Source organism: Rhizobium sp. CCGE531, assembly GCF_003627795.1.
Taxonomy (GTDB): Bacteria; Pseudomonadota; Alphaproteobacteria; order Rhizobiales; family Rhizobiaceae; genus Rhizobium.
In genome coordinates this window covers 1,385,964-1,411,072 of the sequence record NZ_CP032685.1, presented here as the reverse complement: position 1 = coordinate 1,411,072, position 25,109 = coordinate 1,385,964, and the positions used below count along the sequence as shown (strand labels likewise).

General features: G+C 60.9%; 23 protein-coding genes. 11 read left to right on the top strand and 12 right to left on the bottom strand.

Translation table 11 applies throughout. The features are described from left to right. The first annotated feature begins 26 nt into the window (after window positions 1–26). Window positions 27–1,184: a patatin-like phospholipase family protein gene (locus CCGE531_RS26030; protein WP_120669108.1), complete on the top strand. Its 1,158-nt coding sequence runs from the start codon at window positions 27–29 to the stop codon at window positions 1,182–1,184. Window positions 1,185–1,258: 74 nt separating this feature from the next. Here the strand turns inward: CCGE531_RS26030 and CCGE531_RS26025 are convergent, their stop codons facing one another. Beyond that, on the bottom strand, window positions 1,259–1,873 hold the full coding sequence (locus tag CCGE531_RS26025; RefSeq protein WP_120669106.1) for an ABATE domain-containing protein: 615 nt from the start codon (window positions 1,871–1,873) through the stop codon (window positions 1,259–1,261). Between the two features lie 159 nt (window positions 1,874–2,032). Between CCGE531_RS26025 and CCGE531_RS26020 the strand changes: the two genes are divergently transcribed. From CCGE531_RS26020 to CCGE531_RS26010, 3 genes are all read left to right on the top strand, one after another. Continuing rightward, the gene (locus tag CCGE531_RS26020; RefSeq protein WP_120669104.1) at window positions 2,033–2,719 is read left to right on the top strand and encodes an alpha/beta hydrolase; all 687 of its coding nucleotides are present in this window, start codon (window positions 2,033–2,035) and stop codon (window positions 2,717–2,719) included. A gap of 56 nt (window positions 2,720–2,775) precedes the next feature. Then, on the top strand, window positions 2,776–3,618 hold the full coding sequence (locus CCGE531_RS26015; protein WP_120669102.1) for an alpha/beta hydrolase: 843 nt from the start codon (window positions 2,776–2,778) through the stop codon (window positions 3,616–3,618). 200 nt (window positions 3,619–3,818) lie between these two features. Further along, complete coding sequence (locus tag CCGE531_RS26010) at window positions 3,819–5,555, top strand: hypothetical protein (protein WP_162944012.1); 1,737 nt, start codon at window positions 3,819–3,821, stop codon at window positions 5,553–5,555. A gap of 32 nt (window positions 5,556–5,587) precedes the next feature. Here the strand turns inward: CCGE531_RS26010 and CCGE531_RS26005 are convergent, their stop codons facing one another. Both CCGE531_RS26005 and CCGE531_RS26000 read right to left on the bottom strand, forming a co-directional pair. Beyond that, window positions 5,588–6,787 (bottom strand): ATP-binding protein, encoded by a 1,200-nt coding sequence (locus CCGE531_RS26005; protein ID WP_120669098.1) that lies wholly within the window; start codon window positions 6,785–6,787, stop codon window positions 5,588–5,590. Then, window positions 6,784–7,476, bottom strand: coding sequence for a response regulator (locus CCGE531_RS26000; RefSeq protein WP_120669096.1), 693 nt, complete (start codon window positions 7,474–7,476; stop codon window positions 6,784–6,786). The genes CCGE531_RS26005 and CCGE531_RS26000 overlap by 4 nt, the downstream gene beginning before the upstream one ends. Before the next feature lie 199 nt (window positions 7,477–7,675). Here CCGE531_RS26000 and CCGE531_RS25995 point away from each other — a divergent pair, with 199 nt between their 5' ends. Together CCGE531_RS25995 and CCGE531_RS25990 are read left to right on the top strand one after the other, a co-directional pair. Beyond that, entirely contained in the window at window positions 7,676–8,431 is a 756-nt protein-coding gene (locus tag CCGE531_RS25995) for a phosphatase PAP2 family protein (RefSeq protein WP_120669094.1), read from the top strand. 221 nt (window positions 8,432–8,652) lie between these two features. Beyond that, window positions 8,653–8,829 (top strand): hypothetical protein, encoded by a 177-nt coding sequence (locus CCGE531_RS25990; protein WP_162944011.1) that lies wholly within the window; start codon window positions 8,653–8,655, stop codon window positions 8,827–8,829. Window positions 8,830–8,951: 122 nt separating this feature from the next. On the opposite strand, the gene CCGE531_RS25985 is transcribed toward CCGE531_RS25990, so the two are convergent. Together CCGE531_RS25985 and CCGE531_RS25980 are read right to left on the bottom strand one after the other, a co-directional pair. Then, window positions 8,952–9,617 (bottom strand): O-methyltransferase, encoded by a 666-nt coding sequence (locus CCGE531_RS25985; protein ID WP_120669090.1) that lies wholly within the window; start codon window positions 9,615–9,617, stop codon window positions 8,952–8,954. 290 nt (window positions 9,618–9,907) lie between these two features. Continuing rightward, complete coding sequence (locus CCGE531_RS25980) at window positions 9,908–10,855, bottom strand: DUF2806 domain-containing protein (RefSeq protein ID WP_162944010.1); 948 nt, start codon at window positions 10,853–10,855, stop codon at window positions 9,908–9,910. Window positions 10,856–11,167: 312 nt separating this feature from the next. On the opposite strand from CCGE531_RS25980, the gene CCGE531_RS34415 reads away from it, so the two are divergent. Then, window positions 11,168–11,461 (top strand): hypothetical protein, encoded by a 294-nt coding sequence (locus CCGE531_RS34415; protein WP_162944009.1) that lies wholly within the window; start codon window positions 11,168–11,170, stop codon window positions 11,459–11,461. A 199-nt stretch (window positions 11,462–11,660) separates the two neighbouring features. Further along, on the top strand, window positions 11,661–12,293 hold the full coding sequence (locus tag CCGE531_RS25975) for a TetR family transcriptional regulator (protein WP_120669455.1): 633 nt from the start codon (window positions 11,661–11,663) through the stop codon (window positions 12,291–12,293). Between the two features lie 38 nt (window positions 12,294–12,331). Here CCGE531_RS25975 and CCGE531_RS25970 read toward each other — a convergent pair whose 3' ends face one another. The 5 genes from CCGE531_RS25970 to CCGE531_RS25950 all read right to left on the bottom strand — a co-directional run bounded on the left by CCGE531_RS25970 (window position 12,332) and on the right by CCGE531_RS25950 (window position 18,163). Further along, window positions 12,332–12,925 carry a class I SAM-dependent methyltransferase gene (locus tag CCGE531_RS25970; protein WP_120669086.1) on the bottom strand — a complete coding sequence of 198 codons (594 nt, stop codon included), beginning with the start codon at window positions 12,923–12,925 and terminating at the stop codon, window positions 12,332–12,334. A 56-nt stretch (window positions 12,926–12,981) separates the two neighbouring features. Continuing rightward, window positions 12,982–14,331, bottom strand: a complete 1,350-nt coding sequence (locus tag CCGE531_RS25965; protein ID WP_120669084.1) for a cytochrome c — start codon at window positions 14,329–14,331, stop codon at window positions 12,982–12,984. A 122-nt stretch (window positions 14,332–14,453) separates the two neighbouring features. Beyond that, window positions 14,454–16,718 carry a xanthine dehydrogenase family protein molybdopterin-binding subunit gene (locus CCGE531_RS25960; RefSeq protein ID WP_120669082.1) on the bottom strand — a complete coding sequence of 755 codons (2,265 nt, stop codon included), beginning with the start codon at window positions 16,716–16,718 and terminating at the stop codon, window positions 14,454–14,456. Next, window positions 16,715–17,176 carry a (2Fe-2S)-binding protein gene (locus tag CCGE531_RS25955; RefSeq protein ID WP_120669080.1) on the bottom strand — a complete coding sequence of 154 codons (462 nt, stop codon included), beginning with the start codon at window positions 17,174–17,176 and terminating at the stop codon, window positions 16,715–16,717. Before CCGE531_RS25955 ends, CCGE531_RS25960 begins: the two co-directional genes overlap by 4 nt. 267 nt (window positions 17,177–17,443) lie before the next feature. Next, the gene (locus CCGE531_RS25950) at window positions 17,444–18,163 is read right to left on the bottom strand and encodes a CDP-diacylglycerol diphosphatase (protein WP_120669078.1); all 720 of its coding nucleotides are present in this window, start codon (window positions 18,161–18,163) and stop codon (window positions 17,444–17,446) included. 419 nt (window positions 18,164–18,582) lie between these two features. On the opposite strand from CCGE531_RS25950, the gene CCGE531_RS25945 reads away from it, so the two are divergent. The 3 genes from CCGE531_RS25945 to CCGE531_RS25935 are packed head-to-tail and all read left to right on the top strand — an operon-like array spanning window position 18,583 to window position 22,324. Beyond that, on the top strand, window positions 18,583–19,056 hold the full coding sequence (locus CCGE531_RS25945; protein ID WP_120669076.1) for a (2Fe-2S)-binding protein: 474 nt from the start codon (window positions 18,583–18,585) through the stop codon (window positions 19,054–19,056). After that, window positions 19,056–20,039: a xanthine dehydrogenase family protein subunit M gene (locus CCGE531_RS25940; protein ID WP_120669453.1), complete on the top strand. Its 984-nt coding sequence runs from the start codon at window positions 19,056–19,058 to the stop codon at window positions 20,037–20,039. The genes CCGE531_RS25945 and CCGE531_RS25940 overlap by 1 nt, the downstream gene beginning before the upstream one ends. Then, the gene (locus tag CCGE531_RS25935) at window positions 20,036–22,324 is read left to right on the top strand and encodes a xanthine dehydrogenase family protein molybdopterin-binding subunit (RefSeq protein ID WP_120669074.1); all 2,289 of its coding nucleotides are present in this window, start codon (window positions 20,036–20,038) and stop codon (window positions 22,322–22,324) included. Before CCGE531_RS25940 ends, CCGE531_RS25935 begins: the two co-directional genes overlap by 4 nt. Before the next feature lie 209 nt (window positions 22,325–22,533). Here the strand turns inward: CCGE531_RS25935 and CCGE531_RS25930 are convergent, their stop codons facing one another. After that, window positions 22,534–23,565, bottom strand: coding sequence for an ABC transporter permease (locus CCGE531_RS25930; RefSeq protein ID WP_120669072.1), 1,032 nt, complete (start codon window positions 23,563–23,565; stop codon window positions 22,534–22,536). After that, complete coding sequence (locus CCGE531_RS25925) at window positions 23,565–25,046, bottom strand: sugar ABC transporter ATP-binding protein (RefSeq protein ID WP_120669070.1); 1,482 nt, start codon at window positions 25,044–25,046, stop codon at window positions 23,565–23,567. Before CCGE531_RS25925 ends, CCGE531_RS25930 begins: the two co-directional genes overlap by 1 nt. Window positions 25,047–25,109 lie beyond the last annotated feature (63 nt).

Below are 25,109 nucleotides of genomic sequence, written 5' to 3'. Positions count from 1 at the left end.
TTGTTAGACCATAGTGGAGACGGACCGTGCTCGAACGAAACACCAAGGCGGCAGCGCCGACCATCCCGGAAATCGCCGCGCAATATGATCGCGTTGCCCTGGTCTTCCAGGGCGGCGGCGCGCTCGGCGCCTATCAGGCCGGCGTTTATCAGGCGCTTGCCGAAGCAGGATGCGAGCCCACCTGGCTTTCGGGTGTCTCGATCGGCGCGGTCAACGCGGCGATCATCGCCGGCAATGAGCCGAGCCGGCGCCTGCAGCGCCTCGAACAGTTCTGGCAGATCATCTCCGGCCGCAAGATCTGGGCCTATACGCCGGAAGGCGATTTCTTCCGCGATATCCGCAATCGCACCAGCTCGTGGATGACGATGACCATGGGTCAGCCCGGCTTTTTCAAGCCGCGCTTCCCCAATCCCTGGCTGGAATTGCCGGGAGCCGAAGGTGCGACCAGCTTCTACGATTCAGCGGAGCTGAAGAAGACGTTGGAGATGCTGATCGATTTCGACCTGCTGAACGATGGCAAGAAGCGCTTCAGCGTCGGCGCGGTGAATGTCCGCACCGGCAATTTCGTTTATTTCGATACCGACAATCTTCGCATCGGCCCCGAGCACATCATGGCGAGCGGCGCCCTGCCGCCCGCCTTGCCGTCGGTCCGCATCGAAGGCGAGTATTATTGGGACGGCGGCATCGTCTCCAACACGCCGCTGCAATATCTGCTCGATCAGGAGGAAGACCGGAGCTCGCTCGTGTTCCAGGTGGATCTGTTCAGCGCCCGCGGCGTGCTTCCGCGTAGCATGCCGGACGTGCTGTCGCGTCACAAGGACATCATGTATTCCAGCCGCACGCGGCAGAACACCGACAATTTCAAGCGCATTCACGGGCTGAAGATGAAGCTCCTGGGTGCATTGAAGCGCGTTCCGAAGGATCAGTTGACCCGGGAGGAGGAAGAGCTGATTGCCGATTATTCCGATGCCGGCGTCGTCAACATCGTGCATCTGATCTACCAGCACAAGAACTACGAAGGCCACGCCAAGGACTATGAGTTCTCTGGCACCTCGATGCGCGAGCATTGGGATATGGGACTGGAGGATACCAAGCGCACGCTGCGCCATAGCGAATGGCTGCTGCCGCCCTTCACCGACGATGCCGTCGCCATCCATGATTTGCACCGGGAAGATCCGGTCTGAGCCGAGGTTTCGAGCGAATAGATAGTGCGGGCGACCGCGCCGGCTTTTGAAAGGGCCGGCGCGGTCGCCCGATATTAGCTTTGCTTGAGGCGATGCCGATGGGCAGCCTGCTTGGCACGGTTGCCGCACATGGCCATGCTGCACCAGCGTCTGCGGTGGCCGCGCGTGTGGTCGACGAACATCAGCGTGCATGCGTGGCCTTCACAGGCCTTCACGTTTGAGAAATCTTCCGTGCAGACAAAGCGGGCAAGCGCCTCGCCGATCGGTAGCAGAAGCGCATCCGGCGAGCGCCATTTTCGCGCCGGTTGAAAGTCGAGGCCGGCACCCGCCTCTTTCGCCACGATACGCCCAAAGCCCTCGTCGCGTTCCAGCAGGCGATTCAGAGGTTCCAACTCTCCCAGCATGCTCGAGCCCAGCGGCCTGCCCTTGTGCGTGTGTACGAAAGCTCTGAACCACTCGCGCAAGGCTCGCGCCTGATCGGCAACCTTGTCGAGTTCGCTAGGCAGCGCCTGTTTGCGCATGGCTGCGAGCGTCTCTGGCGCTACCAGCCCAGCCTGTTCCAGCCAGCGAAGAAAACCTTCACCATCCTCGAGCCAGTCAATTGGCACATCGAACGGCGTCGCCACCGAATTCAGGAAATCCAGCCCCAGCGTATCGCCGACAAAAATGGCGGGGGAGTGGTTGTCCATCTCAACTCCTAGTTTGGGCCGACGGGATGTCGAGCGCTTCTCGAAAATCTGCCTCGGATATAACCCGTCAAAAGTCGCTTGACAAGTTATGATCGCCAGTAGTAACCCTATTATGGCAATTTGAACGGTTACTTATCTCGAGTCACAGGAAGAAAGCTGATGTCGTCGCAAAATGCAGATGTTGTTCTTGTCCATGGCGCTTGGGCGGATGGATCGGGCTGGGCAAAGGTGATCGTGCCATTGACGACCTCCGGCTTTTCGGTAACCGCCGCGCCGCTGCCTTTGACGTCATTTGCCGATGATGTCGCGGCCCTCGAACGTGCTTTGGAACGGACGAGAGGGCCGGTCGTTCTGGTCGGTCATGCCTATGCCGGTGCCGTGATTGCCGCTGTTCGCAGCGAAAAAGTCAAAGCGTTGGTCTATGTCGCAGCGCTTGCCCCGGATGAAGGCGAGACGGTCGCCAATGTCTTCTATCGCGGCGAGCCGCATCCGCAGGCGCCGAAGCTGGCGCCAGACAGCCACGGGCTGATCTACCTTCCTCAGGATGCGTTCGCCACGGCCTTTGCCCAGAACGCGAAGGCCGATGAACTGGCTGTTCTGGCTGCCTCGCAGCGACCGATCTCGCCGGCATGTATCACCGTTCCCGTCGTCCGTCCGCTCTGGAAGGACCGTCCGGCGTGGTTCCTGATCGCCGAGGAAGACCGGATGATCCGGGTCGACAACCAGCGCTTCATGGCGGCACGCATGAAGGCGGAGCAATGCTCCATCCCGGCCGATCACATGCCGATGGTTACGGCGCCGGCCGCCGTCATCGATGTCATCAGGGATGCCGTCGCCACGATTTGAATTCTTAATCTGTAACTCCAGAAATTCAACTAGGAAGGTTATGAAAGGACCTTATCATGGCTGATATCAACTATCGCACCGTCAATGTCGAAGGTGTCAAAGTCTTCTATCGCGAGGCAGGTTTGTCCGGTGCGCCCAAGCTCCTGCTGCTGCATGGCTTCCCCAGCTCCAGCCATATGTATCGCGATCTCATCCCGCTCCTGGCCGATCGCTACCATATCATCGCGCCGGATCTGCCGGGCTTCGGGCAATCCGACGCGCCGAAAGGCAGCAACAGTTTCGACAGCATCGCCGAGACGATCGACCGCTTCACCGAAATCGTGGGGTTCGATCGCTATGCCGTCTATGTCTTCGACTATGGCGCGCCGACCGGGTTCCGGCTGGCGGTGAAGCATCCGGAACGGATCACCGCGATCATTTCCCAGAACGGCAATGCCTATGAGGAGGGCCTGAGCGAAGGCTGGAACCCGATCGAGGCCTATTGGCGCGAGGCCTCGGAGGAAAACCGCAGTGCGCTGGAGGCTTTCCTGGAGCCGGAAGCAACGATGTGGCAATACACCCATGGCGTTCCGGATGCTGCCAGGATCTCTCCGGACGGCTATTCGCTCGATAGTTTCTATCTGGCGCGCCCTGGCGCGGAGAAAGTACAGCTCGATCTCTTCGGCGATTACAAGAGCAACGTCGCGCTCTATCCGACCTTTCAGGAGTACTTCCGTACTTACAAGCCGCGCTTGCTGGCGGTCTGGGGTAAGCACGATCCCTTCTTCCTGCCGCCCGGTGCCGAGGCCTACCGCCGGGACATTCCCGAGGCGATCGTCAAATTCCTCGATACCGGCCATTTCGCGCTCGAAACGCATGCGGCCGAGATCGCAGCCGAGATCCGCGCTTTCCTAGGCTGATATCAGGCCCTGCCGCGCCGGCTATGGATCGGTGCGGCAGGCTCTTGAGTTTTTTTGGGAACCCAGGCGGCTTGTGCGATCCATCCGGCGCTCGGGGGGCAGCAGTGGGGAAGCGTCCCTGTTTCGTCCTCGGCGTTAACTCCGTATTTTTCTGTTCCTCTTAGTTTCCCGGGATGGTCCTAGGCGGAGTCCAAGACAGTATGGCGTATGCAGCGACAAGCCGACAATTTACCCCTTCGACGGATAGCTTCGTCGATCGTCTGGAAAGCGCCCGATTGCAGATCGAGCAGCGCTTCCTGGGTGGCGGCGCGGTCCTCGTCACCGTCGCGGAAGCTCTCGCCAAGCTGGTCAGCCTGCTGGAACATATTGGCAGTTCCCTAAAGGAGGAGGACGCTGCCGAAGCGACGGCTCGCCTTCTCCAGACGGTGGATCTGCTGAACAAATTGCCACCGGCCGAAGCGCGGCGCCACGCGTGCGTGGCTTCGATCGGCCAGACCGGGCAATCGCTTTCAGAGCATGTGCTCTCGATGGAAGAAACGCTGCGCTATCTGAGAACCTTTGCCGCGACCGCCAAAATAGCGGGTGCGCGCATCCCGGATTTTTCGAGCTTCGCCAGCGAAATCGTCGAGCGCATCGAATTCGCCTCCAAGGAGGTCAAGGCGCTGTCGCTGCAGATCCGCTTGCTCGAGGCCCAGATCGAAGCTGCCGCTGCCAATGAGGACGGTTCGCTGGCCCAGTGTCTGAATGGCATATCGTCCATTGCCCAGCGCCTCGTGTCGAATGCCGGGGAGATCCAGGTTAAGCGCCGCAATCTTTCGGAGTTGGCGGACACGGTTGCCGGTCTGGCGCGCAAGATCCAGAGCAAGGTCGCCCACACGCTCTCCGCCATGCAGATCGGCGATATCACGCTGCAGAGGGTCGAGCATTGCCAGGCTGCTCACGCGATGACCGAAGCCTATCTCACATCCGAAGCTCCGGCCGGTCTTTCCGCCTCCGACCGCCAGCGCCTCTCGCAATTGACGATGACGCTGATCTTCGCGTTGCTTGGCGAGACGACAAAGGGGTTCGACCGCGAGACCGCCAGGATCGTCGACAATATCCGCGGCTTCAGCGGCGATATCGGCAAGCTGCTCGACCTCTACCGGACGATGATGTCGCAGAGCGGTCAGGACGGAAAGAGCCCGATCCATTCGCTGCGCGGCGATCTTTCCGCCGCCCGGGCGGTTGTCGATCGCATTGACGTTGCCGCGGCTGGAGCAAACCGGCTTAGCGAGACGACGTCGGAAATGGTCAAGGAACTAACCACAAGCATTCAGACCATTCAGCTCGTACGGCGCGATATTCAATATATGGCGCTCAACACCAATCTGCGCTGCGGCAAACTTGGTGAAGACGGGCGGGCAATCAATGTTGTCGCCGGCGAATTGCGGTCGTTTGCATCGCTGCTCGACGAGGATGCCGAGAAGCTACTGGTCGGGCTCGGCAGGCTTGAAACGCAGGCCACCGGCCTCAAGGACTGGCGGCAGGCCGACGAGCCGGAAAATTCTTCCGGTCTCGGCGGCCATATCGACGTGGCTCTCGTCCATATCGGCGACACCGGAGTGTCGATGGATCTGAACATGCGGGAACTGCGCCAATGCGGCGAGGCCATGACGTCGCAAGTGGCCGAAATTGCCGCCTGTCTGGATTTCCGTTCCGAGATCGGGGGAACCCTGGCCTCCTGCACCAGTGAGGCCGGGCTTGCGCGCCGCGCATTTGCCGACATGGCCGGATTGGAATCGCCCGTGGCGGCCATTTCCGAGCGCATTTTCAAAATCTATACCATGGCCGCCGAACGCGAGATCCACGCCGGCATCTTCGGCGTGGTGAATCCTGTGGCCCAAAGCCGCCCAGCCTCGGCGAGCGATGAGGATCTGTTGGCGGGCGCGCTCTTCTGATTGCAACGCATCCGGACTTTTCTGGAATTGCTCTATTGCGAAGGCTCGTGTGCTCTTTCCAGCCTATCGCCTTCAGTCAGGTGGAGTGCGATCATGGCGCCACCCTCCGGCCGGTTTGCAAATTCCAGATACCCGCCATGGGCAACTGCTATTGCCTGCACGACGGATAGTCCCAGTCCCGTGCCGCCGGTTGCACGCGAACGCGATAGATCGCCTCGCCAGAATGGGTTGACGGCGACGGCGTCCATGTCCTGCGGAAATCCCGGGCCGCGATCGAGAACGCGGATAACGACGCTTTTATCCGGCAAACGCTCGGTTTCGCATCGCAGCCAGCCGCCGTCGGCGGCATAGCGGCAGGCATTTTCGAGAAGCGCCAGAAGAGCCTGTCTTATGCGGGGGGAATCCGCCGAGATCCAGGCAGGCCGCAGATGCGTTTCAATCCGTAGCTTGCTTGCGTCCAGCATGGGCTTTGCCGAGGCGATGACCGTCTCGACCAATTGCGATGCATCGATGCGCCGGCGCTCCACCACGAGCTTCTGGCCGATGGCCAGAGACAAGGTGCGCAGGTCTTCGACAATCCGGCCGAGACCTTCGACCTGGAGGAGAAGGTCGGAGATGATCTTGCGGTCCATCGGGAAAATGCCGTCGATCATGCTCTGCAGCGATCCTTGCACGATCGTCAGCGGGGTTCGCAGTTCATGCGCGACTGCCATGTTGTTGAAGCGCAGCCTCTCTTCCATCGTCTCCAGGCTTGTTGCGAGCGCATTGAAGGTTTCGACAAGGCTCGCGACCTCGCGGGTGCTGCGGTGGGAGGCAGCGACGCGAACCGAGAAATCGCCCGATTTCAGGCTGTCCGCGGCCGTGGTGAGCTCTTCAAGGGGGCGCGCAAGGCGCCGCGCCAGATAGACACCGATGAGGGCGCAGACCAAGGCGGAAAGCAGGCCGCCTATCAGCACCGAAAGCTGCACTTTGAAATCCGTCGGTTCCGTCAACAAATTGAGGTGCTCAAACAGGATCCTGAGGGAATCCCCGTCCGGAACCTTGTTCTCGCTCAACATTTTATAAGCCGCTGCGGCCCTTGGCGGCAGACCGTCGGTGATGTTCTTTTCCAGATAGGAGGCATACCAGTTGACCTCCAGATATGTCAGGCCGACGCTGAGGAGCAACATGATGGCGGTGACGATGGCCGTGAGCGTAGCCAGCGGCAGGCAAGGGGGCTTTGGTATCTTCATCTCGGATCCGAAAAACGATAGCCGATGCCGCGCACCGCGGGAAAAAAGCCGTTCTGCCCCATTTCCTCCAGCTTGCGCCGAAGATTGGAAATGTGCGTGTCGACGGTACGGACCAAGGCGTCGCTTTCTGGCAGACAGGCATCGAGAATGTCGGCGCGTGCGAAAGCCTGCGTGGGGTGGCGGATCATGTAGGCGAGAATCCGAAATTCGCTGAGCGTCAGGAGCAATGGAATGCGGCGCTCGTCCTTGATGATAAAGACGGAATAGCTGCCGAAATCGACCTCAATGGCGCCGAAGCGCCGGATGGTTTCCGCCCGGCCGCCTTGCGTTCGTCGCAGAACCGCCCTGACGCGGGCAACGACTTCCTGCGGGTTGAAGGGTTTGACGATATAGTCGTCGGCGCCGAGGCGCAGTCCGCTCAGGCGGTCTATGTCGTCCGCGATGGCTGTCACCATGATGACAGGCGTCGAGGCGGCCTGGCGCAAGCGACCGAGTACCCCGAAGCCATCCAGTTTCGGCAGGCGTACGTCGAGGAGCACGATATCGGGCTTCAGAAGCGCATGATGCTGGAGCGCCGTTTCGCCGTCGCCGGCGCGGACCGTGCGAAAGCCGTCCCGCGTCAGATAGCCTTCCAATATCTGTGCGATAGCCGGTTCATCCTCCACGATGAGAACGAGACTGTTGTTCACCCTAGCGCCCTATTTTCCTTCGTTTTCTTTCGGCTTTGCCGCCTGACTCGCAGTATCGCGGACAAAACCCACTTCCGCAATTTCCAAACAGTCTTCCGGCGGCCTGACGATCGATTCTGAACACGGCCTTGACGCGATCTTCGTCAATTCTTGACAATCGCGATTCAGATTGCCACCGTTCCGCCTCGGGAGACATGGCATGTGGAAATTTGCATCGCATTCTTGGAGCTCTGCGTCCGGCCGGCCGCGCGCGCCGGAGACAACCACGGATGGAGAGTTCGCGGTCATCGGCATGATGATCGTCTGGACCAGTTTTGTCTTCGTGGTCTTTCCCAAACTCGATCTGGCCATCACGCGCCTGTTCGCTCATGGACAGGTTTTCTGGCTCGCGGAAAACCCATTCCTGAAGGCGGTGCGGGACATCAGCCGCCAGAGCCAGCCTTATCTTCTCGGCATCATGGCGGTGATTGTCATTCTACATGTCTTCCTGCCGAGGCGGCTTCGTTTCTGCCCTCCGCACAGGCCCTTGTTCGTGCTTTTGAGTTTTGCCGCCGGGCCGCTCCTCATCGTGCAGACGTTGAAGGTCGCAATCGGACGCGTGCGTCCCCGCGATCTCCTCGAATTCGGCGGCACTGCGGATTTCACCCCGGTATGGCAGTTCTCGGCTGCATGTTCCCGCAATTGCTCCTTCCCCTCCGGCGAGGCTGCTGCTGCGGCGGCCGGACTTTCGCTGCTGGTTTTCGTGCCCGCAGGCGGCAGATGGATTGCCGCGGTGCTTCTGACGCCGTGCCTGCTGTTTGTGGCGTTCAACCGCGTCATTTTCGGCGCTCATTTCCTGTCGGACGTGATGCTCGGCTGGCTTCTGACCATGTTGAGCATGGCGGTGATCTGGCGCTGGATGGAAGCGAATTCGCGGGCGATCGATCGCTTCGTGACGCGCTTCATGTTCCAGTAAGCCGTCATTCCCCGTCTTCTTTTGCCATCCGGCAAGGAAGGGGCGTTAGTGTTGCCGGGATGAGACAATACTGACTGAATGCATGTTACAAACCTTAATACAACGTTTGTTCACCTTTCCATCAATCAGGGTTTACTTATCTACCGTTGGCCATGCCGCCGAATGCGACGGAGGTCGAGCGTCGGATGGTTCAGGGGTCCCGACAGGGTGAGAGTGATGGGATGAGGTTGGTAGATTGGGCATTGCTTGGAATGCTCGACATGGATAGCCGAAGGAGGGCGGACGTTCGCAACGGCCACTTCGAGCCATGGGTCGTGCTTGCCGTGGAAAGTTTCGAGCGGGAAATGCTGGTTTTCTACAGGCGTTCGCAGTTCAAGGTCGTTCATACGGCGGCATGACGGCCGCGCCGCAAACGCCGTGCACGGTGCAAAGCCGTCTCGCTCCCGCATCCGGCGGTGAATGCGGGGCGTATTGAGGATGTTGCAAGCGCGCCAGGAGCGTGTTTGCGCTGTGAACGGCGTCAGCCGAGCCGCATGGACAGTTCGATATCCTCCGCGAAAGCTACCGACATGTATCCGCTTGTCGAAGACCGCACCAAGGTCAGATAGTCGGGGCAGAAGTCCGCATTGTCGGCAACCACGAGGGCTCCCGGCCTGAGGCGGCTCTCCACCAGCTTCAGAATGTCCGGATAGAGCGCCTTGGCGCCGTCGAGAAGCAACAGGTCGATGGTATCGGGCAGATCTGAACCCAACGTCTGCAGGGCATCGCCTTCCCGGATCTCCACGAGATCGATGAGGCCCGCGGCCGTCAGATTTTCCCGTGCCCGTGCCACCTTAGAAGGCTCGAATTCGGTGGTGATCAGGCGCCCGCCGCCATTATCCCGCAGCGCGGCCGCAAGATGGAGGGTAGAGATACCGAAGGAGGTTCCGAATTCGACGATGGTTCGGGCACCGGTGCTTCGCGCCAGCATGTAGAGCAAGGAGCCTGCCTCCCGCGAGATGGCAAGCGGTATATCCTTCATCCGGGCATAGAAATCGAGATAGTCGGTTCTGCTGCGCACCAGACGCGCGCGCTCCTCGCTGGAAAGGCCGCTCCAGTAAGCGGCAACCGATGGCGTTGTCGCATCCGCTTCCTCGAACAGGCGATCGAGCAATGGAGCGAGCGGGGCATTCGTCAGTGTGGTCATGTTTCTCTCCGTTCAGGGCTGAAGTCTTCGTTGGCGATAAAAATACGAACAATTCATCGCGTTTTCTAATCGCATTGACGGAGGTTGCGGACGATATGCGTATCCAATTGAAAATACGCAGAAAAATAGGCGCCTCTGATTAGGTGGGCGCAATCTCTTCGGCGCAGCCATTCGTATTTTCAGGAGGTGCCGGAGACATCGAAGCCGGCGATATCGTAGCGCGCAACATCAGATGGCAACTGAAACTCGCCTTAACACGCCGCTGTAGCCGGACGCTCAAGGATGGATGCTTAAGCCCTTTCCACCGTGACGCCTTGCACTTGGAACCCTTCAATGAGGAGATCAACATACGTTTGGTTTGCCGTTGCGCCAATCACCTGTGCTAACTCTACGCCCAAGGGAGAAAGGTATGGACCTGAACCGATATAGAGCCGCCCGAATTCGGCGGCGAAACCCTTGGCGGTGACTCGTAGTCGTTGGTCAGCAGCGCTGAACTCCAAGGGATCAAGCGTGGCATCAGCGTGAATGCTTGGAACAAAACCACCCTGATGAAAAACTCCCAAAACAGAAAAGAGCCCCTCGTGTGGAGATGCAGCGAGGGCGTGGATCTCTTTCTGAATCTCGATCAGTCGCGGCGGGCAATCCGACTTCGATGTCCAGTGATGGAGGCTGCCCACCAATCCGGAAATAGTTGCGCCTGATGGCTCAACAACGGTGACCAACCGCGCGGCAATCTGTTCCAACGCGTGCGCCTCCTCACCGCTGAGTGTCGATATAAAATGCAGCGCTCGAGCACTAATATTCGAAAGACCGAGGCACTTGCGAGACAACACTTTGCCCCAGAACGCTTGCATATCGGCGCTGCTGATATTCTCAGCTAAGCGCCAAAATTGGTCGACCCATTCGGGCTGCAGAGGCTCATTTTCGAAGTGCGGGTCAATCCGGGCGCTGGTATTCTGGATATAGTAGATGGCTTCGATAGCGACATTTTCGCGGTTGGCTTGATGCCTGATGTTATCCGCCGTAACCCGGACCTCTGTATGTTGGCCGAGCGTAAGCTCGACCGTTTTGGGGTCGTACCCTCGTTCCCTTAAAGCCTGGTCCCATTCGTCAAAATTCGCAAGTTGCTTCCGGTTTGCGAGCCTATTGAGAAACGGTGCGCTAATCCGGCCGATTCCGCGCGAAATTGGCCCGAGTAACTGTTTCGCAACGCCTTCTGCCCCCAGAAGGTCTCTCATCCCAACTATCGAATTGTCTGAACCACCCTCTGACATCTTACCCCTCGCGGCTAATCTCAAGGCGTTTGTACCTTTTCCGCCAGAAGCGGAATAGCTCAATTCCGCTGACTTAATTGGACATTCGCTGAAACCGCACGTCCCAGGCCCTTGTCGAGGCGCCTCAAATTCTCAACGGCACCATCGGATCGCATGGCAATTCAATACCGCAGGACTTGCGCCTTTGGTTGCTGTCTGCCATTTCTGATGCAGCCTGGCGGGGGCGGCTGGGCGTGACATGCGGCGAACGAAAACCTTGAGCAAGGGCGTGCCCGCATGGAAGTGATTTATAAGTGGCCTGATGGCATTCATTGGCTATCCCAGCACAAAGACGAGACCGCCTGTTTCTGGTGCCCGAAGTGCGGCAAACATCCAAACTACAGTGTTGATTCAATGCTGGACGTGCTTGGCGACATCAGCGTCAAGATCCTGCCCGATGTCGTCGCGAAGACGGTCGGCTGCCTCGATCATGCGAAAACCGGATCGGACAGGTGCAAGATGGCGCCCCTCCGTGACATGGCTTTCCACAAAATCGACTGGTCACCCGAAGTGAAGATCCCGCGCGGGTAACGAGCCCGGCGTCGCTCACGCCGGCAAGTGCTGTTTCCACCAGGGTCTGGCTCACATGCGAGAATGCTTTTGCCAGGGCGTCGGCTTCGATCGACCTGGTTACCGGCCCGCTGCTTTCATCGCCATGTTCTTCGGTTTGCATGGCACGCAAAATACGATTAATTCGTCAGCTTTCCTATTCGCATTGGCAGGCATCGATATGACGGATCGTCCAAGAGCCCGGATTTCCTCGCGAAAGCAGCCGAAGCAGGTTCGCTCGACCGAACTCGTTTCCGCAATCCTGAGTGCCGCGGCTCAGGTTTTGGCAAGGGAGGGCGCCCAGCGCTTCACCACGGCACGCGTTGCTGAAAAGGCCGGCGTCAGCGTCGGATCCTTGTATCAATATTTCCCCAACAAGGCGGCGATCCTCTTCCGCCTGCAGAGCGACGAATGGCGGCAGACGTCGGACCTTTTGCGCCGCATCCTTGAAGATACCGCGACACCGCCGCCGGACCGATTGCGCTCCCTCGTCCACGCCTTTATCCGCTCCGAATGCGAGGAGGCTGCTATGCGTGTTGCGCTCAACGACGCGGCGCCGCTTTATCGCGATGCGCCGGAGGCGCATGAGGCGAAGTCATCCGGGGAGCGTATCCTGCGGCTGTTCATGCGCGAAGCCTTGCCAGAGGTCGATGAAACGGCCCGTATCCTGGCTGCGGACTTGATCGCCGCGACGCTCAGCACGACGGGAAAGCAGCTTTCGGAGAGCTCGAAGACAGAGCAGGAGATCGAAGCCCATGGCGGTGCCATGGCGGACATGTTCTGCGCCTATCTCGAAAGCCTCAAGCTTCGGTGAGAGGGGCATAGCATCCAAGGGCAAAGATTGAGCTTTAGCTACAGGGCGCGGAAAACGGCGCCGTAGTGATAGGGAGGCAGCTCGACCGTGGCCTGCGATATGAAGCCGCCGGGCTCGACGATGGCGGCAAGCCTTGCGGGCGGCATGCGCATCTCGCTCCTCGGCCCGCGCGGCTGTCCAAGCACCGTGGTTTCCTCGCGCGGCCGGGCTTCCCAATTGACGATGCCGAACAGCCCCTGTGGAGCGAGCACGGAACGAACGGCGCGAACGAGGGCCGGCTGATCGGGAACGCCATGGAACGTGTTGGCCATGAGGACATAATCGACTTTTTCGGGAAGATGCGCTGCCATATCCAGCGCGTCGGCGTGAATCCATTTCCGCACGGATACCCCCTGTCGCGCGGTTTCGGCTCTCGCCATCTCGATCATGCTTTCATCCAGATCGAGCGCATAGATCTTTCCGTCGACGAGTTTCGCCAGCGGTGTCGTAAAATATCCATCGCCGCAACACAGATCGAGGACCGTCATGCCAGGCGTAATGCCGAGCGCTTGAAGCATGCCCTGCGGATCGGGCCAGAGTGCCGACCACCAGTCGCGGTCGGGCATCGATGTGGCGGGAAATGCTTCACCCATGACGAGCCCTCCGCAAGGGTCCAGTTGGCCGCAATCGGCCAGCTTGCAACATGAAGCTACCGCATCTGCAATATGATGGGGCTGCTGCTTACCGGATCGGTATGCTCGCGCAAGGATTTCACGTCAACAGGCGCGACCGCTCCACCGTGATTTCCCCAGGATGAGCGCACGAATGTCAGGACATCGGCGATCTGCTGGTCGGAAAGCTGCTGCCTGAATGGCGGCATGCGATAGGCGTCCGGAATGCCGTTCGCCACGACGCGGCTGGAGCCGTTCAGCGTCACATTGATTTGAGAGGCGTTTTCCTTTGCGAGCGACGCGGCGGAGCCGGCCAGCGGCGGGATCCATTGTTCTTTTCCGCGACCATCGATGCCATGGCAGAAGCTGCATTTCGCAACGAATGTCTGGGCACCAGGTATTTGCTGACGGGCGGGCAGGGCGACGTTCTTCGCCGTGGCTTCGTCATACTGCCAGGGGGTGTCGTCGCGGGTGGGATCGCCGGGCAGCGACTTCAGATAATGGCTGATCGCCCTGAGATCGTCATCGCTCATGAACTGGGTCGAATTGTTGAAGGCATCCGCCATGGAGCCGAAGACGACGGCATGGCCGTTTCGGCCGTTCTTGAGGAAGGCGTATATGTCCTCTTCGCTCCATCGGCCGAGGCCGGTGTTGGCGTCGCCGCGCAGGCTCGGAGCATACCAGCCGTCGAGAAGTGCGCCGGAGAGATAGAGCGGGCTGCTTTCATCGAGCGCTTTTTCCGCCATGGTTATTGCGCGCGGCGTATGGCAACTGCCGCAATGGCCCAGTCCCTGGACGAGATAGGCGCCTCGATTCCACTGATCATCGCCGGCGGTTTTGGGCTGATAGGTTCCGCTTTCGATAAAGACCGCATTCCAGAGCGCAAGCGGCCAGCGCATGTTCATCGGCCATTTGATGTCGGAGGGCTTGTTCGCCTGCCGAACGGGCTCGACCCTGCTCGTGAAATAAGCATAGAGCGCGCGGATATCGTCGTCGCTCATTTTCACATAAGAGGGGTAGGGCATTGCCGGATAGAGGCGATGTCCATCGGGTGCAACGCCCTGGCGGACGGCGCGGTCGAAATCGGCGAGCGTATAGTTGCCGATGCCGGTTTCCTTGTCCGGTGTTATGTTGGTCGCAAAGATGGCGCCGAGCGGCGTCCCCATCTCCAACCCGCCGGCAAAGGGTGCGCTCTTCGGCGTGCTGTGACAGGCAACGCAGTCTCCCAGACGCGCGACATATTCGCCATGCTGGAGCAGGTCCTCCGAAGGTGTTTGCGCCGCGGCGACGCTATCGAAGGGAGATGCCGGCTTGCGGGTTACGAACCACGCGACGGCGCCGCCCACAAGCACGACAATCAAAAGAAGAACCAGAAGAAATCTCTTCAAGGATGTGCCCTCATGTCTTTGCTTCGGGATTTCGGACTTGGCTATTGAAGGAGGCAACCGCACTGGCTCTCGATTCTGGATGGACCGAGAGCCGGTGTGGCTGGCGCAGCGTTTGCCGCGCCTCAGCTTTCAAAGGTGTAGTTGGAGAGAGGCATGCTGCGTATCCGCTTGCCGGTCAGCGTCGAAACCGCATTGGCGATCGCCGGTGGGATGGCCGGCAGTCCCGGCTCGCCGATACCGCCCATCTCGGCTCCGCTTTCGACGATGCGGACGTGAACGCGGGCCATGCGGTCGGGCGGCAGGATCGGATAAAGATCGTAGTTGCGCGCCACCGGCTCGCCGTTCTTGTAGACGGCTTCCTCCATCAGCACCTGCGACATTCCGAGCGCGGTCGCCGAATTGACCTGTGCCTCGATGATCGCCGGATTGACGATGCTGCCGGGGTCGATCGCTTCCCAGACATCGTGCACGACGACCTGCCCATTGCGGATGGAGACTTCGGCGATCGCCGCGGTATGGCTGCCGAAGGGAGAGGCCATGGCCACGCCCCGCGCCCGTCGTGAGCCATCGTCCGCCGTGAAGGGACCCCGCTTCCAGCCGCCCGAGAGATCGCCGACGGCTTTCAGAAGATTGCTCAGCCGCTCGTTCTTCTGCAGCAGTTTGAGGCGCATCTCATAGGGATCCTGCCCGCCCTTGTCGGCCAGCTCGTCCAGGAACGTCTCGTAGAAGAAGTCGTTCATGGAGTTGCCGACCGAACGCCAGTAGGCAAGCATCGTCGGGTTTTTCACATAGATCTGGGCGATGCGGTAGTTCGGGATGGCGTAGGATTTGCCGGTCAGGCCCTCCAGGGCTGTCGGGTCCAGCGAATCCTCCTTATGGCCGAAAACGCCCTCCGTCGGACCTTCGCAAGCGCTGATGGCCTCGAGCGCGACGGGCATGCCGCTGGCGTCGAGTGCGCCGCGGAAGCGCACCGCCGCCATCGGGCGCATCGGATCGCGCAGAAACTCCTCCTCGCGGCTCCAGATGAGCTTGACCGGCCGCCCGACCTCCTTGGCAAGCTGGATGGCCTGCGGATAGGGATTGGCGGATGGATATAGGAAGTGCCGCCCGAAGAAGCCGCCCAGGATGGGGCTATGGAGCGTTACTTTGGATGGATCGAGTCCTGTCAGCTTGGCAATGTCGGCCTGGAATTGCTCGGGTGCCTGATTGGGCAGCCAGATTTCGAGACTACCGTCCGGATTGAACCGGGCCAGGGTGGATGGCGGCTCCAGCTGCGCGTGGCGCAGACACTGGCTCTTGTAGGTGGCCGAAACGACGGTCTTGGCACCGTCGAATGATTTGGCGATATCACCGACATTCTCCGCCTCCTTGCCGCTGCCCGGCTCGTTGGCGAGCTTGTCGTTGAAGGCCGCGGTCGAGAAATCCGCCGGCATATAGCGGAAGGCGGGATCGGCATCCGGGCCGGGTTCGCGCCAATCGACCTGCGCTGCCTCGGCCGCGCGCTTGGCATTCCACCAGCGTTCGGCAACGACGGCGACGGCGCCCGGCAGGCTGTGGACGGAATGAACGCCCGGCATCGCCTTGAGCTGGTCTTCGTTGCGGATCTTGCCGATGGTCAGGCCGAGGCGGGGCGCGTGCTGGACGGCGGCATGCAGCATGCCGTCAACCTTGCAATCTATTGCGTAGATTGCCTTGCCGGTCGACTTGTCGTGCATATCCAGCCGCTCGACCGGTTTGCCGATCCAGCGGAATTTGCTCGGATCTCTGAGCGTCACGCTCTCGGGAGCGGGAACCGGCAGATCCAGCGCCTCGGCAGCGACGTCGCCATAGGCAAGGCTGCGTCCCGATGCGGCATGGATCACGCGGCCCGGTTCCGTCGTCAACTCGGCAATGGGCGCATCCAGGCGCTTGGCGGCGGCCTGCAGGATCATGTTGCGCGCCAGAGCGCCGAGCTTGCGCATGGTCTCATAGCTCGTGCGCACCGACATGCTGCCGCCGGTAATGCGCATCTTGCCGTAGACGACCAGATAGTCGTTGCCCGTCGGCGCATTTTCGACGGCGAAGCTTTTCGGATCGGCATCGAGTTCCTCGCCGACGATCTGGGCCATCGCTGTGAAGACGCCTTGCCCACCTTCGACGAAGGGGCTCATGAGACGGATGGTATTGTCCGGACGGATTTCCAGAAATGCGGGAACGCGTGTCCCCGGAGGCATGGCGGTGGCCGCCTGCTGGGCCCGTGCCGGCCCGACCGGAACGCCGAAGCCAAGCACGAAGGCACCGGCCGCGGCGCCGGCGGAGGTCAGGAGAAAGTGCCGGCGCGAGATGTTGACGGGAGATCCGGTCGGAAACTCATCTTCCGGCACGAGATTGCGGCTGGTCTCGGTCATAGCGTTTCTCCTTCTTTCGAGGAGAGATCTTTGACCGCTGCTTCGATCGCGTTGTAGGTTCCGCATCGACAGAGATTGATCATCGCCGCGGCAATCTCGTCGTCGGAAGGATTGGGTGTCTGTTTAAGGAGCGCGGTCGCCGCGACGACCTGCCCCGATTGACAATAGCCGCATTGCGGAACCTGATGCTTGATCCAGGCGGCGACCACCCGCTTGCCGACCGGATCTGCCTCGATCGCTTCGATCGTCGTGATCTGGCGGCCGGCAACGCTGTCGAGCGGCGTCACGCATGAGCGTACCACCTCTCCGTCGACAAGGACCGAACAGGCGCCGCATTGGGCCAGCCCACAGCCATATTTCGTGCCGGTCATGCCCAGCTCGTCACGGATGATCCAAAGTAGCGGCGTGTCTCCGTCCGAGTTGACCTGATAGGACTGGCTATTGATCTGAAGATTCATGAGGCGCCTCCTGGGGCTTTCGATCGTGAGCCTTCCATGCCAAGCGCCGCGCGATGATCTGATGCTCAACAAGCGGATGACGCATGACTCAGGCTCACAACCCGGGACTATAACATTGAATTCGTTTCCCCTAAAAGATTAGGGCGTGAATCGTGATAGCTGTTAGAGGCTGGGTTCATAAATCGGCCGCTCGCCCCCGGTTGGCAAGGGAGCGGTTTCTCATCGGTGAGCCGGGTCTGCTGCCTTAAAGGCGGCATCTCTTTGTTTTTAATACATGATCGCGCAGCTGTGATCCTGCACATCCTCACCGCCCAAGCCGGGCAAAGCCACATCCGTCAATACGATGAAGCCGGGGCCATCGCCGAAATTGGCGCCTGCAACCACGAGATTGTGATCGCCCATTTCCTTTGCCGGATCCTTCAACGTTTTGGCGAGAGCCAGGAACGGATTGAAATCGCCCAGTGTCTCGCCCTTGACGCGGATTGCCGCGAATTTGTGGCCGGCAATGGCATCGGGAAGCGGCGCCCAGTCCGGTCCGATCTTGTCGGCGTCCGCCTTCAGGATGGCTCGCGCATCGGCGCTGAGGCAATCGACATGGATATGCAATTGGTTCTGCGAGCGGGCCTGCAGCGCGTTGACGGCAAGGCTCATGCCGTCGCGCGGGATCGCACGCGGCAGGCGGGCATCGACATCGCCTTGCTCGGCCCAGGCATCGGCGAAGAAGTTATGCGTCGCCGGATCGAGAAGCGCCGGGCTTTCCATGCCGGTGATCTTGTCGGTGGGGATCAGCAGAAATTGCGCAACGCCGCGCAGATCCTTCAGCATCGCATAGTGTTCGGCCGTATTCACCGAAATGCAGGGTGCAGTCTGCACGACGCATTTGTCATGCACGATCTTCCACAGCACATCGGAATCGGCAAAGGCCGGTGCGACAAGGAAGGGAAGACATGATGCGGCAAGAGCCGTAACGCGGCGAGAGAATGTCATGGCGTGAAATTTCCCTGGTTCAAACAGTTCGGCATTCTTCCAAATTTCGGAGGGCTTAGCATAGGCCCATGAGGCCGATGTGACGGCTTGACGGCTGTTGCGCGTCAAATCCGGACCGCATCATCGCAGCATATCAGTTCCACCGCCAAGCACATTCAAGCCCGATCCCTCGAAGGCTGATTTCGTCTTCCCTCACATCTCAGCGTCGGGGCTTGACGAAAACAAACGAGGCGGTAATTTAAACGGAGGCGCCTCCGTTTATCGACGCGCGCCCCACGTCTAATTCCGATGAGCCGGCTACTGTGAGGAAATACTGGCGGTTCGTCTTCCTGAAAAATCATATAGCAACCGGTAGACCGACGAATAGACGCTACTAGATTTCGTAGGTCTCATTTTCGTGACGATGGCAGGAGCTTATCATGACACGAACCATCCATATCGCGCTTGACATCAATGGGCAGCGCCGTGAACTCGATCTCGAGCCGCGCGTGACCCTGCTCGATGCGCTGCGCGAGCATCTCTCCCTCCCGGGCACCAAAAAGGGCTGCGATCAGGGCCAGTGCGGCGCCTGCACCTGCCATGTCGACGGCAAGCGCGTGCTCTCCTGTCTGACACTTGCAGCGCAGGTCGAGGGCCGCGAGATAACGACGATCGAGGGACTGGCCGGAGACGCCGGCGATCTGCATCCGGTGCAGGCCGCGTTCATCGAGCACGACGCCTTCCAATGCGGCTATTGCACGCCAGGCCAGATCATGTCGGCGGTCGCCTGCATTCGCGAGGGCCATGCCGGCTCGGACGCGGAGATTCGCGAATATATGTCCGGCAATCTCTGTCGGTGCGGGGCCTATAACAGCATCGTCGCGGCGGTGCGCCAGGCAGCGGAGGTGGCATGATGCGAAACTTTTCCTATCTGCGCGCCACATCCGCAGCCGAAGCCGGTCAGGCGGCGCAACAGGCCGGCGCGATGATCCTTGCCGGCGGCACGACGCTGCTCGATCTCGCCAAATGCGGGGTGAGCGAACCCGACACGGTTGTCGATATCAGCCATCTTTCCGGCATGAGCGGCATCGCGGTCGATACGGCCGGCGCCAGGATTGGCGCGCTTGCCAGGATGAGTGACGTGGCCGACCATGAGGATATCCGAATGGCATTCCCGGCGGTTTCGGAATCGCTGGCATTGGCCGCCTCCGCCCAGCTTCGCAACATGGCGACGATCGGCGGCAATCTCCTGCAGCGGACGCGCTGTGCCTATTTCCGCGATCCGGGCACCTTTTCGGCCTGCAACAAGCGCAATCCTGGCTCCGGCTGTGCTGCCATCGGCGGCATCACGCGCAATCACGCCGTGCTCGGGACGAGCGGATCATGCATCGCCTCCTATCCCGGCGATCTGGCGGTCGCTCTTGTTGCATTAGACGCCGTGGTGGAGACGGATAGCCGCAAGGTGACTGTCGACGATTTCTTCCTTGCGCCCGGAGATACGCCGGATAAGGAAACTATTCTTCATCGCGGCGAAATCATTACGGCCGTCACTATTCCAGCTTCCGCCGCGGCCCGGAACTCGAGCTACATCAAGATCCGCGACCGGCAGTCTTATGAATTCGCCGCCGCAAGCGCCGCCGTTGGCCTGGAGCTCGAAGCCGATGGCAGGACCGTGCGCGATATTCGCGTGGCGCTCGGCGGTATCGCCACCAGGCCCTGGCGGGCGCGAGCCGTCGAGCAGGCGCTCGTCGGCAAAGCTCTCGACGCTGAACTCGTTGAGAAGGCCAGCCGTCTCGCCATGGAAGGTGCCGTCGCGCATGGCGGCAACCGTTACAAGATCGAACTCGCGCCGCGCGTCATCGCCCGCGCCATTCTGAAGATGGGAGGCCTTGCATGACCATGATGGAACCCCGCAAGCACGGCGATGCTTCCGACGGGACGGTCGGCGGCCGTCAGTCGCGCTTCGAAGGCAATATGAAAGTGACGGGAACGGCGACCTATGCGCTGGAATATCCGGTCGAAAACCTGGCCTATGCCGTCCTTGTCCAGAGCACGATCGCCGCCGGACGTATCGTCAATGTCGACACTTCGGCAGCGCTCGCAATGCCGGGCGTGCTGCTGGTGTTGACGCCGGAGGACGATCTCGGTCTCAAGCTCGGTGCCGACTGGGGTGGCAACAAGCCCGCCGAGGGACCCTATTATCCGCTGCCGCGCCAGGTGCAGTTCAACGGCCAGTCGATCGCCGCCGTCGTGGCCGAAAGCCGCGAGCAGGCGACGGAGGCGGCGAGGCTGGTGCGCGTCACCTATGAAGAGAGCAAGCATGTTGCCGATCTCAACGATCCGAATGCCGGCGAAGGCAAGCTCGTGGACGCCCTCACTTCCGCCTGGGGCGACGCCGAGGCCGCGCTTGCCGCTTCCCCCGTCCGTATCGAGGCCGAATACTCGACGCCGCGCGAATATCATGTGGCGATGGAGCCGCACGGGCTGACGGCGAAATGGGATGGCGACCAGCTGACGATCTGGGAACCGAGCCAGTGGTCGCACGGCATGGCGCGCATGTATTCCGAATGGTTCGACATGGCTTACGAAAATGTCCGGATCATTTCACCCTTCATCGGCGGCGGTTTCGGATCGAAGGGGCAGCCGCTCGCCTATGGCGCCGTCGCGATTGCGGCCGCAAGGAAGCTCGGCCGGCCGGTGAAGCTTGCGGTCACGCGGCCGCAGAATTTCACGAGTTATGGCGGCCGCGCCGGGACCAGACAGAAGATCGCGCTCGGCGCGACGGAAGATGGCATTCTGCAGGCGATCGTCCATCGTGGCGCCAGTGAGACATCCATCTCCGCTGACTGGCCGGAACAGACCGGGGCGGCAACATCGATCCTCTACAAGGTCGAAAACTTTTCCTCGCAGCACCGGATCGTGCCTGTTAACAGCGTGACACCCGGCGCCTTGCGTGGCCCGGGCAAAAACCCGAGCGCCTATGGCATCGAATGCGCGATTGAGGAGCTTGCCTATAAGCTCGGCATGGATCCGCTCGAACTCAGGCTGAAGAACTATGCCGTTCACGACTATCAGTCCGGCAAGCCCTGGTCGACGCGCCGGCTGCGTGAGGCCTTGACCGAGGGTGCGGAAGCCTTCGGCTGGTCGCGGCGCAGCCACGCGCCGCGCTCGATGCGCGATGGCAAGACCCTGATCGGCTGGGGCATCGGTTGCGGCACCTTCCCCGTCATCCGGGCGCCGAGCGAGGCGATGATCCGCATTCTCGGGAACGGCAGGGTCGAGGTCGTCAGCGGCGCCATCGACATGGGGCAGGGGACCTATACGATCCTCGCCCAGAGTGCCGCTGAGGTCTTCGGCATTCCGGTGGATCAGGTCGAAGTCCATCTCGGCGATTCACGGCTACCAGGTTCGGCGATCGCCGGCGGCTCGATGCTGGCCGGATCGATCATGGGAGCCGTCCATAAGGCTGCGGTCGCAGCGCGCGACGAGCTCATCGGCCTTGCGCTCAGCGATGCCAATTCGCCGTTCCGCGATACGGGCGCGAATACGCTCAATTTCGCGGAGGGCCGCATCGCTGCACCGCGCGGCGAGGCACCGTCGCTCACGCTGGCCGAACTGATGTCGGCGCTCAAGCGCGAAGAGATCGAAGTCCGGCGCAACACCATGCCGGACGGTGCGAGCGCCCAGGAACAGCTCCAGGCCTGGACCACCTTGGCCAGGGCTCAGGGACCGACCATGGGCGATTATTCGATGCACAGCTGGTGCGCCCATTTCGCCGAAGTGCAGGTCGACGTGGACTTTGGCACGGTGCGCGTCTCCCGCATGGTCTCCGCCTTCGATTGCGGTCGCCTCTATAATCCCAAGCTGGTCGAAAGCCAGTGGCGCGGCGGCATCATCATGGGCATCGGCCAAGCGCTCCTCGAAGAGGGGTTGGTCGATCCCCGCAACGGGCGAACCGTCAACAACAATGTCGGCGACTACCTCGTACCGACGAATTCCGACATTCCGGATATCCAGGTGATCTCCGTTGGCGTGCCGGATTTCAATGCCTCGGCGCTGGGCGGCAAGGGCGTCGGTGAAGTCGGCATCGTCGGCGTGGCGCCGGCGATCGCCAATGCCGTATTCCATGCGACCGGCAAGCGCGTCCGCGACCTGCCGATCACCTTGGAAAAGCTGCTTTAGGGCATTTGGTTCGAGCCGCATTGCGCAAAGCATGCGGCTCGAATGTTTCCAGGTTACCTCAACTCCGGTTCGTGGGAATGAGCGAACGCAAGACCAACGGCCGATGCCGTGGTCACGAAGAGCGAGCCGGCAACAAAAGCCGAAGCGATGATCCTGAACAATTTGATCATTGAAAATCCAGTGAGCGCGGGTTGGGATAGATCGAGGGATCACGCTCTGCCGCGGCTGATGCCATAGGTAAGCGCAAGCGCACCCACGAGAACAGCGCCCTTGATGAAGTCCTGCGTGTAATAAGGCGCGTTCAGCATCGTCAGCCCGTTCAGAAGAATGCCGACGAAGACGGCACCGATCGTGGTGCCGAGAACGTTGGGACGCCGCAGTCCAAGCACGGCAAAGCCGATGAGCGAGGCTGCCACGGAATCCATCAGCAACGAGGCGCCGGAGGAGACGTCGCCACGGCCGACACGGGCAGCGACGATGATGCCGCCGAGCGAAGCAAGGGTACCTGAAAGCACATAGGCAAAGGTCTTCAGGCGGGCGATATTGGCGCCGGCAAGCCTGGTCGCGGCTTCATTGCCGCCGGTCGCATAGAGAAGGCGGCCAAGGCGTGTGCGTTCGGTAAGAACAAAGAGCACGAAGGCGACGATCAGCATGAGAATGACGGGGAAGGGGATGGTGCCGAATAGGCTCGATCGTCCGATCGCCAGGAAGGCAGGATCGACCTTGCCCGTTGCCGTCGTTCCATCGGGAAGGATGAGGCCTACCGAGATCGAGCGCCCCGCCGTCGGGATCAGTTGCAGCCCGGTCAACAGGAACATGGTGGCAAGCGTGGCGAGCAGATCCGGAACTTTCAGCCGGACGATCAGCACGGCATTGACGAGCCCGACGATCGCGCCGAAGGCAAGCACCAGCGGCACGGTCTCATAGGCGTTGAGATTGAGGACGATCATGGCATAGCTGGCGGCCATGACGCTCGAGGCGGCCACCGCGCCGACGGAAAGATCGAAGCCGCCGATGGCAAGCGTCACGGTAACGCCCGCACCGATGATGGCGACGACCGAAACCGCCTGCAGGATGCTCATCAGATTGTTGATGTTGATGAAGGCCGGCTGGGCGAAGCTGAAGATGATGACGAGGGCGAAAAGGAGGAAAAATACCGCTCCCCGCCGCACGAATTCCTGCGGGGATATCACACCGTCTGCTGCCTTCTGCTGGGGGATTTGGACGGTTCCTTCACTCATCAGGCGTATTCCTCGTTCTGCCGATCGTCGGCACTCGCATGAGCGACTTCTTTCAGGGTGTGGTGCTCCATCAGCAGCACCCGGTCGGCGACTTCGAGCGCCTCTTCCGGATCGGATGTCGCGATCAGCGTGGCGCGATCGGTATGGGCGCGGATCGCCGCGATAATGTCCTGGCGAGCGCCGACATCGACACCCTGGAAGGGCTCGTCGAGCAGCAGCAGGCGGCTCGGCTCCGCCTCCCAGCGCGCGAGCACGACCTTTTGTTGGTTGCCGCCCGACAGCGACCAGACGGATGCGTCCGGGCGAGACGTCTTGATGCCAAGGCGCCGGATCGCCTTTTCGCCCTCACGGATCTCTCGCCCTGAAAACAGGAAGCCCGATGGATACCATCGCGTCAGATGTGGCAGGCTGATCGTGGCCGCAATGCTTTCGCCTGGCCAGTCCGGTGGCATGAGGGAGGAGCGATGCCGATCGGCGGCGGCCATGACGACGCCGCGCGCGATTGCATCCGTCGGAGAGGCGGGCTGAAAGGGAGCGCCATCGAGAAGGGCGTTGCCCGCGACGAAGGATTCCAGGCCGAAAAGGGCCGAGAGAAGCCGGCTCTTGCCTGCGCCGAGAACGCCGGTAATCGCCACGACCTCGCCGGCATGGAGCTTGAGATCGATCGGTGGGCTGTCGGCACGCAGCCGCACGCCCTGAAGCTCCAGCACCGTCTGGTCGAACTGCTCGCGCCGCTGCGGGCGCGCCGCTGTCATTGGTCGCCCGATCATGGTTTCGATGGCAGAGCTAAAATCGATGGGGCGTGTAAAGGCGCCGACGTTGCGGCCGCCGCGCAGGATCTCGACGCGATCGGCGAGCGCATCGAGATCGGCGGTTCGATGCGAGATATAGAGAATGCCGAGGCCGCGCGCTTTCAGTTGACGGACGATGTCGTAGAGGCGGCCTGTCTCGCGTGCGGAAAGGCTTGTCGTCGGTTCGTCCAGGATCAGCAGTTGCGCCTTGTTCGATAGGGCGCGGGCAATGGCAACCATCTGCCGGTCCGCCGTACCGAGGTCGCCGAAATCCCGATTGAGCGGCAGGTCGAAACCGGCTTCCGACAGGATGGCCGCTGCCTTTCGCCGCACCGAGCGCTTCGACAGGAAGAAGGGCTGTCGCCCGTCGACGAATTGATTGAGCAGAAGGGCATCCGCCACCGAAAGGCCCGCCACACCGACGACGTCGGTGGATTGGTGCACGGTGACGATGCCTTGGGCTACGGCCTCGGCTGGGCTATCGGCGTAATAATCATTGCCGTTCCACAAGATCCTGCCTGAATCGGCACGGTGAATGCCCGACAGGATTTTCACCAAAGTCGATTTTCCAGCGCCGTTCGCTCCCATCAGCGCGACGACTTCGCCGCGGTCGATGGTGAGCGACGCGCCCGCCAAGGCTTGCGTCGAGCCGAAGGCAAGCGAGAGATTTTGGATATCCAGCAAGGTCATGCGTGCAGGCTCGATGATTGTCTGCGACAGACGTAAGCCACTGCCACCCAATCACAAGGATCG

Coding starts and splice junctions, on each gene's coding strand:
- CCGE531_RS25945 (WP_120669076.1), top strand. CDS start 18,583: ATGACACGAACCATCCATATCGCGCTTGACATCAATGGGCAGCGCCGT.
- CCGE531_RS25970 (WP_120669086.1), bottom strand. CDS start 12,925: ATGGGTGAAGCATTTCCCGCCACATCGATGCCCGACCGCGACTGGTGG.
- CCGE531_RS25985 (WP_120669090.1), bottom strand. CDS start 9,617: ATGACCACACTGACGAATGCCCCGCTCGCTCCATTGCTCGATCGCCTG.
- CCGE531_RS26010 (WP_162944012.1), top strand. CDS start 3,819: ATGGCGTATGCAGCGACAAGCCGACAATTTACCCCTTCGACGGATAGC.
- CCGE531_RS25950 (WP_120669078.1), bottom strand. CDS start 18,163: ATGACATTCTCTCGCCGCGTTACGGCTCTTGCCGCATCATGTCTTCCC.
- CCGE531_RS25995 (WP_120669094.1), top strand. CDS start 7,676: ATGTGGAAATTTGCATCGCATTCTTGGAGCTCTGCGTCCGGCCGGCCG.
- CCGE531_RS26020 (WP_120669104.1), top strand. CDS start 2,033: ATGTCGTCGCAAAATGCAGATGTTGTTCTTGTCCATGGCGCTTGGGCG.
- CCGE531_RS25940 (WP_120669453.1), top strand. CDS start 19,056: ATGCGAAACTTTTCCTATCTGCGCGCCACATCCGCAGCCGAAGCCGGT.
- CCGE531_RS25925 (WP_120669070.1), bottom strand. CDS start 25,046: ATGACCTTGCTGGATATCCAAAATCTCTCGCTTGCCTTCGGCTCGACG.
- CCGE531_RS25975 (WP_120669455.1), top strand. CDS start 11,661: ATGACGGATCGTCCAAGAGCCCGGATTTCCTCGCGAAAGCAGCCGAAG.
- CCGE531_RS26015 (WP_120669102.1), top strand. CDS start 2,776: ATGGCTGATATCAACTATCGCACCGTCAATGTCGAAGGTGTCAAAGTC.
- CCGE531_RS26025 (WP_120669106.1), bottom strand. CDS start 1,873: ATGGACAACCACTCCCCCGCCATTTTTGTCGGCGATACGCTGGGGCTG.
- CCGE531_RS25935 (WP_120669074.1), top strand. CDS start 20,036: ATGACCATGATGGAACCCCGCAAGCACGGCGATGCTTCCGACGGGACG.
- CCGE531_RS34415 (WP_162944009.1), top strand. CDS start 11,168: ATGGAAGTGATTTATAAGTGGCCTGATGGCATTCATTGGCTATCCCAG.
- CCGE531_RS26005 (WP_120669098.1), bottom strand. CDS start 6,787: ATGAAGATACCAAAGCCCCCTTGCCTGCCGCTGGCTACGCTCACGGCC.
- CCGE531_RS25980 (WP_162944010.1), bottom strand. CDS start 10,855: ATGAGAGACCTTCTGGGGGCAGAAGGCGTTGCGAAACAGTTACTCGGG.
- CCGE531_RS25960 (WP_120669082.1), bottom strand. CDS start 16,718: ATGACCGAGACCAGCCGCAATCTCGTGCCGGAAGATGAGTTTCCGACC.
- CCGE531_RS25955 (WP_120669080.1), bottom strand. CDS start 17,176: ATGAATCTTCAGATCAATAGCCAGTCCTATCAGGTCAACTCGGACGGA.
- CCGE531_RS25930 (WP_120669072.1), bottom strand. CDS start 23,565: ATGAGTGAAGGAACCGTCCAAATCCCCCAGCAGAAGGCAGCAGACGGT.
- CCGE531_RS25990 (WP_162944011.1), top strand. CDS start 8,653: ATGAGGTTGGTAGATTGGGCATTGCTTGGAATGCTCGACATGGATAGC.